Consider the following 16,290-nt stretch of genomic DNA (forward strand, 5'->3'; position numbering starts at 1 on the left):
ATCTAGGCATATTCGAGCTGAGTACAGATCTGTGATTGGGTGTCACTTAAGGTAAAAGTGTCGGCTAAAGCAGCCCCCTGACCCAGCTGATAACCCAGTTCACTGAAGATACGTTTTTGTTCAGGGCTATCAATGCCATCAACAAAGGTTTGCAGTTCTAAGGTTGATGCCGTTTTTTGATAAGCGGACATTAATTTAAGCTGCTGTTCAGCGTGTATCTGTTTAGTGAGATTGGCGTCGAGCTTTAAGCCTTTAATCGGCAAAAACAATAAGCTATTTAATGCACTATAGCCGCTACCGTAATGGCTGATACCGAGTTTTACCCCGAGTTTCTGCAACAATTCAAAGCCATTGATATGATTTTCAGTCTCTTGCACTAGCGCTTTTTCATTAAAGAATAACCACAAATGGCTCAGGTTTAACTGGGTCTGCTTGAGGGTGTTTTTCAAACTGCGCAGTACGTGCTTATGCTTGAGATGTTGGCTCGAAAGCATTACATGTAATTCAATAGATTCATCATGTTGCTTGAGCAGTTCAGCATAAGTGCGATCTATGATGCTGATCGTATATTTATCGAGTTCAACGGTAAGATGGGATTGTTCAGCAAGTGCACTGAGTTGTTCTTGTTGTAAAAGTCCACGTAGTGGGTGCTGCCAAAACAGGCGACTTTCTAATGCATGCACTTGACCAGTGTTAAAATCGACGACAGGTAAATAACTGAGTTCGATTTCGGCATGGTGTAATGCCTGTCTAAATTCACTTTCTAACTCGACATCCTGTATAGCTTGATGTTGGGCGTTATCATCAAAAATAACATAGCAGCCCTTACCGTTGGCTTTCGCTTGATACATGGCTGTATCCGCGTTGCGCAACATAGATTCACTGGTATCGACTTTATGTTTACCACTGATGGTGATACCGATACTGGCGCCAGAGTTAAATTCCATCGTGCCGAGTCGATAGGGCTGGGATATTTTTTGGATCACTCTTTCTGATACGTCTCTTGCATCATTAATGTTGTTAATACTATCGAGCAAGATCACGAACTCATCGCCACCCAGGCGCGCTAACGTGTCGTTATCACGAATGCAGGACTTGAGGCGGCTTGCGGTCTCGATTAAAAATTTATCGCCTTCTAAGTGCCCCATAGTGTCGTTAATCTGTTTGAAGCGGTCGAGATCGATAAAGAGCAAGGCAAACTGTTCTAAGCTATGGCGACGGACGTGCTTAATGGCTTGAGATAAGCGTTCCATAAACATAGCGCGGTTAGGCAAGCCTGTGAGCGCATCATGTTTAGCATCGTGAACTAGCTTAGCTTCCATACTGCGGCGTTGTTGAATTTCTTTCTCAAGGTTTTGATTGAGTTCGGCTAACGCTTTAGTACGATCGATGACTTTTTCTTCTAACTCTTCATAACTGCGTTGCAAGGACTCTGCGGACAGTTTCTTCTCAATAGCAGAACCAATGTGTTGCGAGACAAATGTCAGTAATTCTAAGTCTTTGACTTGGTAATTTTGCGTCATGCTAAAACTGTAAATAGTCAAGGCACCACGTACTTGATCATGGATAAAGAGGGGGATACCAATCCATTGATGCATAGTTTGAGTGTGGTTTAACGCTGGCGCTTGGGAATACAGTTCGCCAGAGGCAATTAACGCATTGATACTATTTTGATCTAACAGTAATGGGCGCTTATGTTTGAGCACATATTCGGTTAAGCCATCCTGTAGCGGCCGAGTTCCTGGATGTTTATTGGCTAATTGCGAGACATAAAAGGGGAACGTGAGATGAGTTTCTGTGTCATCCAAAAGCGCGATATAGCAATTATTGGCTGGAATGAGGTGTCGAATGACATTATGCAATTGGGCATAAAAGTCTGGGTTGTCGGCACTGGAACTGGCTAATTCAGCAATTTCGAACAGTGATTTTTGTAAGCGCTCAGCTCTGCGTCTTTCATAGACTTCTAGTTTTAATTTGTCGTAGGCTTGGCTGAGTTCTCTGGTCCTTTGCTGAATGGCTTGTTCTAATTGTTCCTGATGCTTGAGCCGTTCCATTACTCCTGAGATATGGTGACAAATGAAGGTCATCAACTCGAGTTCGATTTCACCATAGCTGACATTTGTGTCGTAGGTTTGCACGACTAACACGCCAGTCACTATGTCATCGTGTTTGATGGGCACGCCAAGCCATAAATGGCAGGGAGAACCTAAGTTAACAATTTCCTCTGCGGCAATCAGTTCATTGACTTTGTCATTATCACATAACAAAGCCTTACCCGTTCTGAGAACGTAGCCCGTTAATCCCTGCTGTAGTAATGTTGATAAGGATTGTTCAGGATAAAGCTCTGCAGGATGTGCGTCTTTCTCGTCGGCGAAAAAAGGGATAGCAAGCTCTCCCGTGCTGACATCGAGGGTTGAAATAAAAAAGTTATCAGCGGGAATGAGTTGTTTTAGGTGGCTATGCACGCCGACATAGAATTCTTCGAGTGAAGAAGCATGGGTCGCAATATTGGATATTTCGAGTAATGCGTTTTGAATGATCTCAGCATGCTTATACTTATGCGCTAATTGTTTTAAGCGAATAATTTTTTTGCGTAAGCGTTCAGCTTCATTTATACGAGGCTGGCCAGTTTCATCTTCATCCTTAAACATGATACTCACTAGTTAAGTTAAATATAGGGTTGCTTTTACCAATCTCTATAATTAGCATGAAATACTGTAACATCCAAGTCATATTTTGGCTGCATTTTGCTTTAAAAGTCAGCTAATGTGATAAAACTTGAGCAGTCAGTAAAAAAAGTGCAAAACAGCTATAGACTCAAAGGGGATTTGACCCTAGTATATGCGGCGCTAACCAAGGCGAGCGCCCATAGCTCAGCTGGATAGAGCGCACCCCTCCGGAGGGTGAGGCCGAAGGTTCGAATCCTTTTGGGCGCACCAATTCCGAACAGAGTTGTGAGCTTTTAGGTTAGCAAGATAAGTGAAAGTCAGTGGTGATTGTAGCTCAGTTGGTAGAGTCCCGGATTGTGATTCCGGTTGTCGTGGGTTCGAGCCCCATCAGTCACCCCATTTCGTTTACTTTGATATAAAGATTGTATTCTCGGTGATTAGCGCAGCCCGGTAGCGCATCTGGTTTGGGACCAGAGGGTCAGAGGTTCGAATCCTCTATCACCGACCAAATTCTTCGCATAGCTAGCGAGCTTAATGTAAGTTAAGCAAATAGTTAAAATTTTACGGTGATTAGCGCAGCCCGGTAGCGCATCTGGTTTGGGACCAGAGGGTCAGAGGTTCGAATCCTCTATCACCGACCAAATAAGTAAAAAAGCCTCAGCATTCTTAATGAATACACTGGGGCTTTTTTGCATCTGCGGTTTACTTGTCTTGATTGGTATTAATGGCCCTATTGTTAGAAAGAAGAGATCGAATCCTCGCGCTTTCAACGTATCGACCAAATTCAACGCATCGAACAGATAAGCAGAAACGTCTCAGCATTCTTAATCAATACACAGGGACTTTTTGGCATTTGTGCAATGTAGCTTCATACAGAAATTGTTTATGCGTTTGCTTAAACTCTATGTAGGCAATACAGATGTGCAACGGTATCGATATAGCCATTCTGTCGTTAGAAAAGTAAAAAGCTCCTTACGGAGCTTTTTGTTTTTAATATCACTTCTTAATTCGGCTTAATCAAGACTCACCGGAGGGGCGATAAAGCCCTGATAGGCATCAGTTCTAAGCTCGTTAAAGCGCTCTAGCTGAGCTTTTTCTTGAATACCCGTCACTATGACTTGAATATCTAATCCTTTCGCTACGTTGATTAGCGCGCGGCAGAGCTCACTATTATGGTGTGTCTCATCATAGTAGGCGAAGGATTGATCGAGTTTCACATAACTCGGTCTTAATTCCTGTAGATAAGACATAGAGCCAAACTGACGGCCAAAGTGATCAATGCCGAACTTAGCGCCATTATCTCGAATAATGTTACATAAGTGCTGACACGACTTAAGATCGCTATAAACGCCTGCCTCAGGTATTTCGAAGCAGATCCGCTCAATAAATGCGGCATTACGTAAGAAGTGATTGAGCCACTCATGGAACTGAGGATCGTTAATACTTTGGTGGGTTAAGTTAATCGCGAGCGGTTCATAGCTACGCTCTAGTAGTTTTTGCTCGTAGACGGTTTCAATCAAGCATTTATCGAGCAAGGCACCGAGAGATAAGAGCTCGATATAAGGCATAAATTGCCCTGCATGGGCGAGTTGATCGCCTAGCTCTAATTGGCAATATAATTCCCGCTGCGTTATACCATCCCCATCGCAAAACTGGATAGGCTGCCATCTAAACTTAAACTTCTTATTACTGATGGCATGGCTAAGGTTATCCCGCCACTGTTCACGGGTGAATAGTTGCTGCTCTGTGGTTTCAAACCAATGGAATGTTTTATTCTCTTGTAACGCTTTTTGAAGGGCGTTGTCGGCTTGGGCCAAAATATCCGACACATTCATTTGCCCAATACGCTCCGCAATACCAATAGCAAAGTCTTCATTAGGCTTACAGCCCGCCTTCGACATTTCTTGGTTGATGGTGCGGATAAGCGTTTGTAAATATTTGCTGATTTGATCGTGTTCAACATCAGTCACTAAAAATGCAAATTCATAGGCGGCAATGCGGCCTATAACAGACGGTGTTATTTCGTTTAACTGCAGCTGAAACTTCTCTGCCAAGATCCGTATGGTTTCATCCCGAACTTGGTAGCCATATTTGCTGTGCACTTCTTCGAGCCAGTCGAGTTTAGCGAGAAATAACGCGCCGCTGCTAGGTTCACTCAACCAACCATTTAAACGGCTCACCACATATTGGCGGTTAGGCAGGCCTGACGCAGGATCGACAAGATTCTTCTTACGTAATGCGCCGACTTCTTCGTCGAGGGAATGAAACACTTGCTTCAACTGCGCCGACATACTGTTAAATGCGGTCACTAAGTCTTTCAATTCAGTGGTCTTAGGTAATGCCATGTCTGGGCCAAATTGGCGTGCCGCAATACTTTTCGCGTGTTCCGACAAAGTATGTAGAGGTTTTAATATCCACGTTAAACCGATTCTTGCGGTAAAAATGGCGACGAGGAAAAGTAGAGAGAAGGCAATGATCGTATTGGACATGATTCGCCACAGCTCATGGTAACCAAACCCAGGATGAGCGGTGATCTCAAGTTGCGCGAGTTGCAACCAGCCAGAAGTAATAGTGCTTTGTTTTTTGATGGTTTTAAATAGATTTAAATTGATAAACCATTGAGGTACATCTTCAATTCTTAAAGGGTTATTCCACTCTTGTTGCTTACCATCCACCATCCATGTCAGCTTTACATTTTGATAATAGCCACCTTCAAAGATGACATTCACTAAGGTTTCTGCCGCTGCGGTATCGCCAGCTTGAAGTGCTGGAGTAAGCATTAGACCAAGTGAAGTGCTGGCATTGTTTAGATCTGACTCCATTTGCTTGGTTAAAAAGCTTTGAGTCTCAGTAAATTGCACATAGCCAAGGCTTGCAACTACGAGCAAAAATAGGCTAAAAAGCAGCGAATAAATCTGTCTAAACAGTGTCATTTTTGGTGCTACTCCAGTTTTAATTTTGGTTGTCTAAGGCGGTCAACACCTAATCTATGGTTAAGATCGTTCCATTTTTCTAGCCGTGTTGACGAACCCGCTAGCACACCTCTACCTTGCTCTTTATTGAGCCATAACTGTTTACCGTTAAAGCTATAAACAGGTAGTAGATCTTTTCTTTTGGTGGCGGGCTTTATTTCATGATCGAGATTATCGAGAACTAAGGGGATCGATGCTGGTGTCTCATAGTAAGCCAATACCATGTGGTATTGATTCACCGTAGTCGCTTTAACCATAGTGATCCGCATCTTGTCCTCTTGCACGCCAAGTTGGAGCAAGGTGAAGTATTTAGCGATCGAAAAATCTTCGCAGTCACCACCATTCACGCCAATAAACTCCATCGGTGTTGCCCAATAATTTGACTCACCCCATAATTTACTGTCATCAATAAATCGGAATAAGTTAAAAAAGTTATTTACTTTCAATAGCTTTTCTTTTTCATCTAGCGTGCTAGCTTCTGACAACACTTTGAACCAAGCCCGAGCTCGCATCCCTGCACGCTCACCATAATGTTTTTCAAGGGTTGAAGTGATCTTCCCTTCATCAAGGTTTTGTGTGGGGGCAGCATATAGGCAGCATATGCCTAAGGCTGACGCTATGAGGCTAAAGCGGCAGACTCGCAATAATGAATGTTTATAACCAAGTCTGCCGTTCATAACCTAATGTGAGAGTCCTTTATTGTGTGTTGTCATCGACCGAGTAAATCGTCCATTTCATGTCCGTGGTCGTATCATCACCGGTCACTTCAGCCACGACACGGCGGTTACGGATCTCTGCATCTGGTGTCTGCTCTAAAACAACAGGGCGACTAGAGCCATATCCAATTGCAGTTAATCGACTTCTATCAATGCTAAAGCGTTCGGCTAGCACAGCAGTCACGGCATTTGCTCGTTCTTGCGATAATACCGCATTACGCTCATCGGTGCCTGTGCGACTAGTATGACCTTCGATAGTTACTTTGGTCGTTGGATACTGACGAAGAAAAATGGCAACTTCTTCTATCTGAGGATAATACTCAGGTGCTATATATGCAGAGTTATTAGGAAATAAAATATTTATTTCCTTCCGCTCGTTTATTGCTTTGATTTTGCCACAGCCATAGTTATCAATACCGGCCCCTTGCGCGGTATCATTGCAGCGTTCACGGGCCTCTATCACGCCATCACTATCTTTATCTGATAGATCATAGGCTTGAGTTGTGGTCATTTCGTCAATATTAACTGTATCGCGCATTGAACAACCAGCTAAAAGAGTGACACCGAGAAAAAATGTGATTGTTTTCATTAGTTAGCTCCCCCTTCATAGTTACGTTCTCCACGCCATGCATCGGGTCTTGTGACTTTGAGAGAGTCTAATAAGCGTCCGGTGGAGTTGAGCACGCGATACTTAGCAATGATTTCATCATATTCGGCTTGTAAGTAGTCTTTACGTGCCTCGAAGAGCTCATTCTCAGTATCCAATAAGTCGAGTAGGCTGCGTTGGCCTAAGTTGAACTGTTGCGCATAGGCTGTTTGTGTATCCTTTGCGGCCACAACATGATCTCGAATGTATTGTTTTTGCGGCGCTAGCATTTCAAAAGCGTTCCAAGCTAGATTGACGCCTTCAACTACTTCACGCTGCGCGCGTTGACGGATTTCTTTGGCTTCACCAAGTTTGTAGGCCGTTTCTTTCTCACGGGCAAGATCTTTACCGCCAGAAAATAAGTTATATCTCACCCGAACCATAGCGACGAGGTCATTATTATAACCGCCCACATCACTGCGGAAAGCACCTAAACCTGAGACACCATCTTCACCACCGATATCATTGTTCCAGTTACCATTCAGTTCTAAGGAAACCTGAGGATAGTAATTAGCTTGAACTGATGAACGTTCATTCTCTGCGGCGCGAATATCATTTGCTGCAGATTTAAGAATTGGATGGTTCTCTTGTGCATCAGATAAGCCTGAGCTGAGATCTTTAGGTAACATATCGGCATCTGGAACAGGTTGAATCAAATCAACGGGGTCTGACTCAACAACTCTGATGTATTGTGCTTTTGCATCAAGTAAATTGTTACGAGCAGAAATCACGTTGGCATTTGCCCGCGCTAAGCGTCCCGTGATTTGGGAGAGATCCGCGATTGAACCTAAACCTGAATCAGTACGTTGTTTGATCTGGTCATAAATATCTTTATGGCTGTTAAGGTTCTTCTCGGCTAATTTCAACACCTGATCGGTGCGTAAATAGTTGAGGTAGACCTTACTGACATCGAGTGCCATATCTTCAGCTGCAGCAAGCAGTGCCCATTGGTCTGCACTGGCTTCAAAGCTATAACGATCAACTTCACTGCTAGTATAGAAACCATCGAAAAGCATTTGCTTTAAGCTAACACCAAACTCTCCGCGGTTTAATTCTGCCACCCCTTTGCTATCGACTTCACCGACGTTAGGTCGTCTACGGGTCGACACACTGTCTGTCTGTTCGTAACCGTAGCCACCAGTGACATCAATCGTCGGCATATAGCCTGCGATTGCTTGATTAACTTGCTCTTCACGCGCTTTAAAGCGGTTAAAGGCAACCCGTAAATCAGGGTTCGTATCAAGCGTATGTGCAACGGCTTGTTCTAACGTCTGGCTTTGAGCCGATAAAGGTAACAGGATCAATGACAGCACTATGGCTATCTTTGAACATTGAAATTGTCGTCTTGCTGAAGTCTTCATGATCAACCTCCCGGTTTATAAAAAAAGGCTTAGTGCTCTCTTAGCGCTGTGTCCTTAGCCCTTAAAATTGGATTTAAAATGTACTCAAGTATGGATCTTTGCCCCGTGATAACGTCAACCGAAGTTAACATTCCCGGGATAATTGGCATCTGTGTGCCATCGTTTTTGGTTAAACTGGATTCTGCGGTTCTGACTCGGATGAGATAATAGCTATTGCCTTCTTCATCTTGGGATGTGTCGGCACTGATATGTTCAACTGTCCCTTTAAGGCCGCCATAGCGAGTAAAGTCATAGGCGGTAATCTTTACCACTGCGGGTAATCCTGGGTGTAAGAAGGCGATATCTTTAGGCAAGATTTTGGTTTCAATCAGTAACTGATCTTCCGATGGCACTATCTCGATAATATCGACTCCAGGTTGCACAACGCCGCCTAGTGTATTGATGTGAGTGGTTTTAATGGTGCCATTGACTGGTGAGGTGATAATTGCTTTGCTGACTTTATCCTGTGCGCCCACCTGTGCTTCATTCATGCGAGAAAGGCGGGTTTGGGTTTCATTGAGCTGCGCGCGTAGATCGGCGGCATAGACGAATACGGCTTCACGGCGTTTTAAGATGGCTTCATCCATCGCCGCTTTGACTTTAGGGCGCAGTAAGCGCATTGAATTCAATTCGCCTTGCAAATCGTTCACTGTGCGTTCGAGTTTGAGTAATTCAACTTCAGGAACGATACCTTTTTTAGCTAAAGGCCGAGTGAGTTCAAGCTCACGGGAGATCAGCTGCATACTGGTGGTTAATGTCGTTGTTTTAGACGCGAGATCATCAATTTCTTGTTGTCTTTGTTGAATTTGACGTACCAAGATCTCAAGCTGGTTACTTAAGTTATCTAAGCGTCCGTTATATTCCTCTTGTTGTCTCTTCACTAAGGCCGGTTCCGCCGCAATTATAGCCTCGGGGAATATTAATTCCTTTTTAGTAATGAGTACTTGCTCGCGCCAGTCAGAAGTCATGTCTGATATGAGAATGCTGTCGAGTTCGGCACGCATACGAATAACATTGGTTTTTAAGCCATAAACCTCTTGCTCTTGTTGGGCATAGTCGGAGCGGAAGCGGGTATCATCAATACGAACTAAAGGTTGCCCTTTCGTCACCATTTCACCTTCTTGAACGTACAGTTCTTGCATTATGCCGCCATCTAAACTCTGGATGACTTGGACTTGTGATGAGGGGATGACTTTCCCCGTACCAGTGGTAACCTTGTCTAATTTAGCAAAACCCGCCCACAATAAAAAACACACAACCATAGCTGCAAGTGCCCATATGATTAACCTGTGCCCGCTGGGAGCGTCTGTCATCATGGCGCCGTAGACATCATCAACCATGTCTAAGTCATTTGCGGTTAAATTTTTACTCATCTTTTAGCTTCTCCATTCACGAGGCCAAAATTGAGTTTTTCTAACACTTCTGCCTTGGGACCATCGGCGACCACATGGCCGCGTTCGAGTACGATAATACGGTCAACAAGCTGCAGTAGATGCATCTTATGGGTAATAAGAATCAAGGTTCTGTCTTTGCTTACATTCTGCATTGAGCGAATAAATTGTTGTTCTGCGCGCGCATCCAAGCTGGCGGTGGGCTCATCCATCAATAGCACTGGAGGGTCATTGAGTGTGGCACGAGCAAGGGCAACGGTCTGTCTTTGTCCGCGACTGAGCGACATGCCGCCTTCGCCGACCTGTTGGTCTAACCCCTCTGCTTCTAGGTTGGTAAATTGGCTTACCCCAGAAAGTTGTACGGCACGGATTAGCTGATGTTCAGTGACTTGGCGGGTACCAAATAAAATATTGTCGCGAATCGAACCGTGGAACAGGGTGACATCTTGGGGCAAATAACCAAAGTTACGGCGTAAATCACTCGGATGGATTTGTGCCGAGTCTAAACCGTCATAACGCAGGCTTCCTGCTGTCGGTTGAAATAGTCCAACCAATAGCTTAGCAAGGGTACTTTTACCTGAACCATTGCGGCCAATAATCGCAATACGCTCGCCGGGATTAATCGTCAATGACATAGGATGAAGTACAGGTTTTTCTGAACCTGGGTAACCAAAACCGACATGATCAGCATTGATTTTGCCTATCAGCCTTTGTTTGCTAACCAAATGCCCTTTATTTTCAAACTCATCTTCTTGAGTCATAATTTCATTAAGCTGACGCAGTGCGCTGGCAGTGTGATTTGCTCTGGTCATCAGGCCTGCAAGCTGCGCCATAGGTGAAATAGCACGGCTTGATAACATAACGGCTGCAATAATTCCGCCCATCGATATCGCATTATCGGCCACGCGATAAACGCCCAAAATCACCACACAAACAACGGTAAATTGCACTGTGAAGTTAGCCACGTTCGATACTGAGTTAGAGAGTTTTTTTGACCTTAATTGCCAATTGGCACTGTGGCCTATCATCTGTTGCCAGCTTTTTTGTACTATCCCTTCGGCACCATTGGCTTTGATTGACTCTAGTGCCGATAAACTCTCGATTAAATGCCCATGTTTCAAGCTTGAAAATTTATTACCTTCTTCGATAGCGGCTTTGAGTTTAGGTTGGATATAAAGTGTAAAGCCAATAATGATGGCGCCACCGATCACTGGGACAACCGCGAGATCGCCAGCAACGATGTAGATAATAATTAAGAAAAATACCGCAAAGGGCAGATCGACTAAAGTTGTGATCGTCGCCGAGGTTAAAATTTCACGGATGTTATCGAATTCGCCTAATTGTTTTGCCATACCGCCAATACTGGGGGAGCGTTTTTCTAAGGGGATACCAATCGCTTTAGCAAATAGGCGAGAAGAGACGATGATGTCCACTTTTTTACCGGCTACATCAATCAGGTAGCTTCTGAGCTGCCGCATGACAAGATCAAACAGATAAGCAATAGAAGCGCCAATCGCTAACACCCACAGGGATTCAAAGGCAAGATTGGGCACGACTTTGTCATACACGTTCATAATAAATAAAGGTGAAACTAAGGCGAACAAATTCACTAATACAGAAGCGATTAATGCATCGCGATAAATGGGCGCAGAATCTTTTAAGGTTTGGACTAGCCAGTGGGTTTTATTATCGTGTAGATAAACATCAAAGCCCATGTCACCACGGTATTCTTGTTTAACTAAGAATAAATATCCCACATATAAGGCTTCGAGCGACTCAATTGTCAGCGTCTCTTCACCACCCGTCTCAGGTAATTGAATAATCGCTTTATCGGACTCAACATCAAGTTCACGCAATATGCAGGCTTTCTTGTCTTTTAATAACAAAATACAGGGAAGCAATATAGGTGATACTTCGTTTAAGCCTTTTCGAGATAACTTCGCCGCTAGGCCAGCCCTCGACGCGGCCTGAGGTAATAAATCGGGTGTTAATACCGCACCTGACAAAGGTAAACCTGCCGCAAGCGAGTCGCTTGAGCACGGGTTGCCAAAATGCTCAGTGAGTAGCACTAAACAATCCAGCAGCGGATCCACTAAGACTCTTTGCGAGGCCGAAATGGTCCATTGGTCAATTTTTTCAGAAGCTGCAGCTGACACCTAATTACTTATCCTTTGGATTTTTATATGGTTATGGCAAGTATCGGTCATGATGGCCTATATTTCTATAGGCCATCGGATTAGTAATTAAAAAATAGAAATTTATTTCTAATTAGTTTTCAGTATTTGGTTTTAATGGTTCTAATGAGGATGATATATCATTAAATACGACTGGCTGAGTATCGACAATCAATGCACCGTCGGTTAATAGACCGTTGATGATATTACCTTCATTAGTGCTACCATATATGCTTGATAAATCGACACCATCGAGAATAATAACTTGGCTTGTAGTACTAGAACCGGTGCCATCAGTATCGATTGTTATCGTGGTTGAGGTGCCATTAAAGCTAAAGTTGAGATAGCTTTCTAGAGTGTTAGCTGTCTCTCCTTGGAGTAAATCACTAAGGTCCAACTTATCCTTATTCACATTAAAGTCCATGATGTGGTCAGTACCTTGATCGGCATCTGCATAGCGCCACAAGAAGGTATCAGCGCCGCTATCGCCACGTAGAACATCATTACCTAGGCCGCCAATCAAGGTATCATTGCCAGCGCCTCCACGCAGACCATCAATACCGGCGCCACCTATGAGTAAGTCATTACCTGCCCCACCATAGATCATTTGAGTGCCTTCACCACCATAAACAGTATCGTCACCCTCACCGAGATTAACTGTATCTGATTTAGGTTGAACCTCATTTAGCACGTTTTGTTTTAGGTGATCGTCGTTACCCACAATAGTATTACTAGACATGAACCTGCTATTAAGTACATCTTGCTGTGACAGTTGATTGCTCACATTGGGTAAGGCGCTACCAGTTTCCACTATATTATTGGCAGTCGAAATGCCCAGATCCACAAAGTCGTTGCTGGCACCAGCTTTAACATGCAATGCGGTATCCAGAGTAATGGTGTCGTTTATGGTCTGAGGGGCGACTGAACCATGCCCGCCAAGGGAAACGGCGAATAATCCTTTACCTCCTGTCCATTCGTTTAACTGGAACGAATCCACACCCTGACCACCAACATAAACTGTTTCATCTGGCTGCGGTGGTGCAATTGGCTGATCATTAACCGTATTTACACTTATATTAAGTTCTGCAGAGCTTAAATCACCATCACTATCCCTAATGGTATAGCTAAATTTATCCACGGCATTATCAGGTATCAGGCTGCCAACGGTGGTGACCTGATAGGTATATGTTCCGTCATCGTTGAGGGTAAGTGTTCCGTAGGTGCCTTGTATTATAAAGCTGCCGTTGGATTCGGAAGCATTGCTACCATAGTGTGACAATGCGTAGATCTCCATGTTGCCATCGGCACCTTGGATATCATTGTTGAGCACATTGCCGTTAATTTCTGGCAGTTCGAAGCCATCACCAGGGATAAGTTTTACCACTAATGGGAAGCTGGTCGATCTGTTTTCAGCAGTTTGAATGCTGGTCACAACATTGCCGTTATTATCTAAGAAGCCCATAACCTGCAGGGTGTAACGAGCACCATCATAGATAAACACAGAAGATGTATTGGCAACCGTCACTATATCAGGTGGATTATAGCCGCCGCTTCCGGTTTCATTATGATCAAATTCAAGCGTAACTTTGGCGGGGACACCATTAATCATTAAGGTGACTTCAAGTGTTGCCTTAGTTATTGCTGAATTCGCATCGATAGGGTAATTAAGGTGCGTGAAAGTCCCTAAAATAATGTTTTGATTTAAACCAACATCACCCACTTGAATATTGGTATTTTCATCAAAGTTATAGCCAGAGCGAGGCTCTCCCCAACTGACATCACCCCAACGAATCCTGTCATTTGCAGTATCATCATCATTACTGTCGGAGGTTATTACATCGGAGTCGCTTGATTCGGCTGTCCACTTTGTCCATTCAGCTGTTATTCCACGCACTTCAAAGCTATCAATTAGTACATCGACATTATTAGCATCATCGACAGCGATGTGTTGGCTATCAGCAACAGATACTGTTACATCTGCTTTTACTGTCTGGCCGCTAGAGTCGGTTGCGACAACCTTAATGCCACTCACTGATAGCGAATCATAGTCGATATTATGTGGCAGTCTGCCAAGGAGTTCAGCTTCAACAACAACAGAACCTTCTTCACCTGCTTCAATTGCATTCCAGTCCAATGTCAGTTTTAGCAAATCACCTCTGCCAGGCATTGAACCAATTAAAATGCCATCCTCGATTCTCCAGCTCATAGGTTGGCGTATGCCTTCAACATGGATATTACTTAGGTCAGTACTAAAGCTGACATTGTTAATATTTTTGTCACCCGCTTTGAAGACTAAGGTGTCGGAGTCTGTATCCATTACATCGGTTAACGACTTGGTTTCAACTAAGCTCGTAAAGGCGACTGGCGTAATAACGCTGGGGGCACTAGGTGCATTCAGCGTAACGCTAAATGGATTGTTATTGTCAATGTCACCATCACCATCTAGGATATTCACATTGAAATTCAGGACAGTGCCAGTTGGGTCAACTTCCAGAGTCGACGTTGTCAGGCCGTGTAGGTTGAACTCCTCGCCATTAGGGGCGGTTGTTAAATCAATGCGTGATATAGACTCCCAACCTTGAGCTTCGATCAGTGCTGGCAGGGTGGCACTAGTGCCCACTAATGTAATGGTATCAGGGTCTCCATTAGCATTAACCCCATGAAGTATCATGGTCACTTCGCCCGTATAGGTGGTGCCACTGTTATAGGTGAAAACCAGCGTTTCAACAGCGGATATGGAAGTGCTAAAGGTTAATGTCAGTAACTCACCATTACCTATATCTTTCCCTGAACCCACACCGTAACCATTTGTCGATGAGTTGACTGTATCAGCTACACCGTTTGTTGTGGCGGTTAGGGTAAATGCTGTAGATGCAGGTGCTGTTTTGGTTATTGCACCGCTCTCATTGACATATAGGATGTAGTTATTACCACCAATATTGATGGTGAAATTAACCCCCATTTCAGTTTCTGTTGTAATGGGCGAATTAATCACTAATTCATAAGTCCCATTATTAGGATTGAGCACCAAAGTAAACATTAACTCTTGGGTGTTTGATACACCTTCACCCGCCCAACCTGTTGGGGGATTGCCGCTATCGGTGTAGGCGTACAAGGTATTGGGATTGCTTTCTGAAACATAATAAAAAATAGTTTCGCTATCACCAGTGGTTTGATTTGAAGCGGTAAACCATGTGGCGGGATCATTGGCATCCCAATCTGCAATGTTGACACTGAGGTCGGCTGTATAGCTGGTATCAGCCCCTTTGACGGGATCTGTAAAGTAACCAGTAATTACTTCACCACTAATATTGTCACCTTCAGAATCGGTAATGTCTGCAACAACAGTGTCATCGACAATGTGAATATCAAGTGTGGCCCTGTCCTCATCATTATCAACATCTTCAATTATTACCTCGAAGCTATCGGTGAATCCACTATCAGTTGCTCCTGCGTCATTATTATCTACTGTTTGATTTAGTGTATAGGCATAGCTGATAGTGCCTCCAGTCGCGTCTCCACTGAAACCAGTTAATAGCAGCGTACCGTAGCCGGTATTGATAGTGACAGGCGTTGCAATGCTTAACGCTTGAAGGTCTGTTAATTCGAGTACAACACCACCTATAGTCACCATTAATAGGCCATCGTTACTGGTAAAGCTGAAATTGCCCGATTGTGTCAGCGCACTATTATTGGGGGATGTACCAGCAGCCAGGTTGGCCTCGTTAATTGTTTTCTCTGTTCCATCAAGCCCGATAATTTTTACTTCGTCGTTTACAGCATTGACCCCGATAGTGACGGTGGCAGTGTTGGACGTCGAATTACCATCGGTGATGGTGTAAGTGAAGCTATCACCGGTAGTGCTGTTTTGATTAGCGAGATAGTCCGTGGTGCCATCGGCCTTAATGAACAAGGTGCCGTTGGTCAGGGTGACCTGCATCCAGCCATCGCTACCTAGGTGGTCAGGGTCGGTACCGTTGGCACTGAAGGTGACGCCGTTGATGGTGGCGACGGTCAGCGCAGTGCTGTCGACATCACTGTCGACACCGTGGGTGGTGTCATTGTCAGTGATGATGTTGCCAGTCAGCAGAGTATCTTCAATGGCGGTGTAGCTGTTGTCTTGTGCTACGGGCGCATCGTTAACCGCGTCGACCCCGATAGTGACGGTGGCAGTGTTGGACGTCGAATTACCATCGGTGATGGTGTACGTAAAGCTATCACCGGTAGTGCTGTTTTGATTAGCGAGATAGTCCGTGGTGCCATCGGCCTTAATGAACAAGGTGCCGTTGGTCAGGGTGACCTGCATCCAGCCATCGCTACCT

General features: G+C 44.3%; 8 protein-coding genes and 4 tRNA genes. 4 read left to right on the forward strand and 8 right to left on the reverse strand.

All coding sequences use genetic code 11. The features are described 5' to 3' along the window. Nucleotides 1–2 precede the first annotated feature (2 nt). Nucleotides 3–2,651: a diguanylate cyclase gene (locus KV201_RS20700; RefSeq protein WP_226060415.1), complete on the reverse strand. Its 2,649-nt coding sequence runs from the start codon at nt 2,649–2,651 to the stop codon at nt 3–5. Between the two features lie 211 nt (nt 2,652–2,862). On the opposite strand from KV201_RS20700, the gene KV201_RS20705 reads away from it, so the two are divergent. The 4 genes from KV201_RS20705 to KV201_RS20720 all read left to right on the forward strand — a co-directional run bounded on the left by KV201_RS20705 (nt 2,863) and on the right by KV201_RS20720 (nt 3,310). Beyond that, a tRNA-Arg gene (locus KV201_RS20705) sits at nt 2,863–2,939 on the forward strand. Nucleotides 2,940–2,992: 53 nt separating this feature from the next. Next, nucleotides 2,993–3,068 (forward strand) — tRNA-His (locus tag KV201_RS20710). A 32-nt stretch (nt 3,069–3,100) separates the two neighbouring features. After that, nucleotides 3,101–3,177: transfer RNA gene (locus KV201_RS20715), tRNA-Pro, on the forward strand. Nucleotides 3,178–3,233: 56 nt separating this feature from the next. Beyond that, nucleotides 3,234–3,310: transfer RNA gene (locus tag KV201_RS20720), tRNA-Pro, on the forward strand. A gap of 372 nt (nt 3,311–3,682) precedes the next feature. On the opposite strand, the gene KV201_RS20725 is transcribed toward KV201_RS20720, so the two are convergent. The 7 genes from KV201_RS20725 to KV201_RS20755 all read right to left on the reverse strand — a co-directional run bounded on the left by KV201_RS20725 (nt 3,683) and on the right by KV201_RS20755 (nt 16,274). Continuing rightward, nucleotides 3,683–5,602 (reverse strand): EAL domain-containing protein, encoded by a 1,920-nt coding sequence (locus KV201_RS20725; protein WP_226060417.1) that lies wholly within the window; start codon nt 5,600–5,602, stop codon nt 3,683–3,685. A gap of 8 nt (nt 5,603–5,610) precedes the next feature. Beyond that, nucleotides 5,611–6,318, reverse strand: a complete 708-nt coding sequence (locus tag KV201_RS20730) for a transglutaminase-like cysteine peptidase (RefSeq protein WP_006083437.1) — start codon at nt 6,316–6,318, stop codon at nt 5,611–5,613. Nucleotides 6,319–6,337: 19 nt separating this feature from the next. After that, on the reverse strand, nt 6,338–6,946 hold the full coding sequence (locus tag KV201_RS20735; protein ID WP_226060418.1) for an OmpA family protein: 609 nt from the start codon (nt 6,944–6,946) through the stop codon (nt 6,338–6,340). After that, nucleotides 6,946–8,364 carry a TolC family outer membrane protein gene (locus KV201_RS20740; RefSeq protein WP_126492974.1) on the reverse strand — a complete coding sequence of 473 codons (1,419 nt, stop codon included), beginning with the start codon at nt 8,362–8,364 and terminating at the stop codon, nt 6,946–6,948. Before KV201_RS20740 ends, KV201_RS20735 begins: the two co-directional genes overlap by 1 nt. A 29-nt stretch (nt 8,365–8,393) precedes the next feature. Then, nucleotides 8,394–9,776: an HlyD family type I secretion periplasmic adaptor subunit gene (locus KV201_RS20745; protein ID WP_107402809.1), complete on the reverse strand. Its 1,383-nt coding sequence runs from the start codon at nt 9,774–9,776 to the stop codon at nt 8,394–8,396. After that, complete coding sequence (locus KV201_RS20750) at nt 9,773–11,950, reverse strand: type I secretion system permease/ATPase (RefSeq protein WP_012588737.1); 2,178 nt, start codon at nt 11,948–11,950, stop codon at nt 9,773–9,775. Before KV201_RS20750 ends, KV201_RS20745 begins: the two co-directional genes overlap by 4 nt. Before the next feature lie 112 nt (nt 11,951–12,062). Further along, nucleotides 12,063–16,274 carry a type I secretion C-terminal target domain-containing protein gene (locus KV201_RS20755; protein WP_226060420.1) on the reverse strand — a complete coding sequence of 1,404 codons (4,212 nt, stop codon included), beginning with the start codon at nt 16,272–16,274 and terminating at the stop codon, nt 12,063–12,065. Nucleotides 16,275–16,290 lie beyond the last annotated feature (16 nt).

The sequence above is a fragment of the Shewanella sp. SR1 genome (assembly GCF_020447145.1).
In the GTDB taxonomy this organism is placed as follows: Bacteria; Pseudomonadota; Gammaproteobacteria; order Enterobacterales; family Shewanellaceae; genus Shewanella; species Shewanella baltica.

What these genes read in the sequence shown, in the direction of transcription:
- KV201_RS20735 (WP_226060418.1), bottom strand. Translation starts at nt 6,946, where the DNA reads ATGAAAACAATCACATTTTTTCTCGGTGTCACTCTTTTAGCTGGTTGT.
- KV201_RS20700 (WP_226060415.1), bottom strand. Translation starts at nt 2,651, where the DNA reads ATGTTTAAGGATGAAGATGAAACTGGCCAGCCTCGTATAAATGAAGCT.
- KV201_RS20745 (WP_107402809.1), bottom strand. Translation starts at nt 9,776, where the DNA reads ATGAGTAAAAATTTAACCGCAAATGACTTAGACATGGTTGATGATGTC.
- KV201_RS20730 (WP_006083437.1), bottom strand. Translation starts at nt 6,318, where the DNA reads ATGAACGGCAGACTTGGTTATAAACATTCATTATTGCGAGTCTGCCGC.
- KV201_RS20755 (WP_226060420.1), bottom strand. Translation starts at nt 16,274, where the DNA reads ATGCAGGTCACCCTGACCAACGGCACCTTGTTCATTAAGGCCGATGGC.
- KV201_RS20725 (WP_226060417.1), bottom strand. Translation starts at nt 5,602, where the DNA reads ATGACACTGTTTAGACAGATTTATTCGCTGCTTTTTAGCCTATTTTTG.
- KV201_RS20740 (WP_126492974.1), bottom strand. Translation starts at nt 8,364, where the DNA reads ATGAAGACTTCAGCAAGACGACAATTTCAATGTTCAAAGATAGCCATA.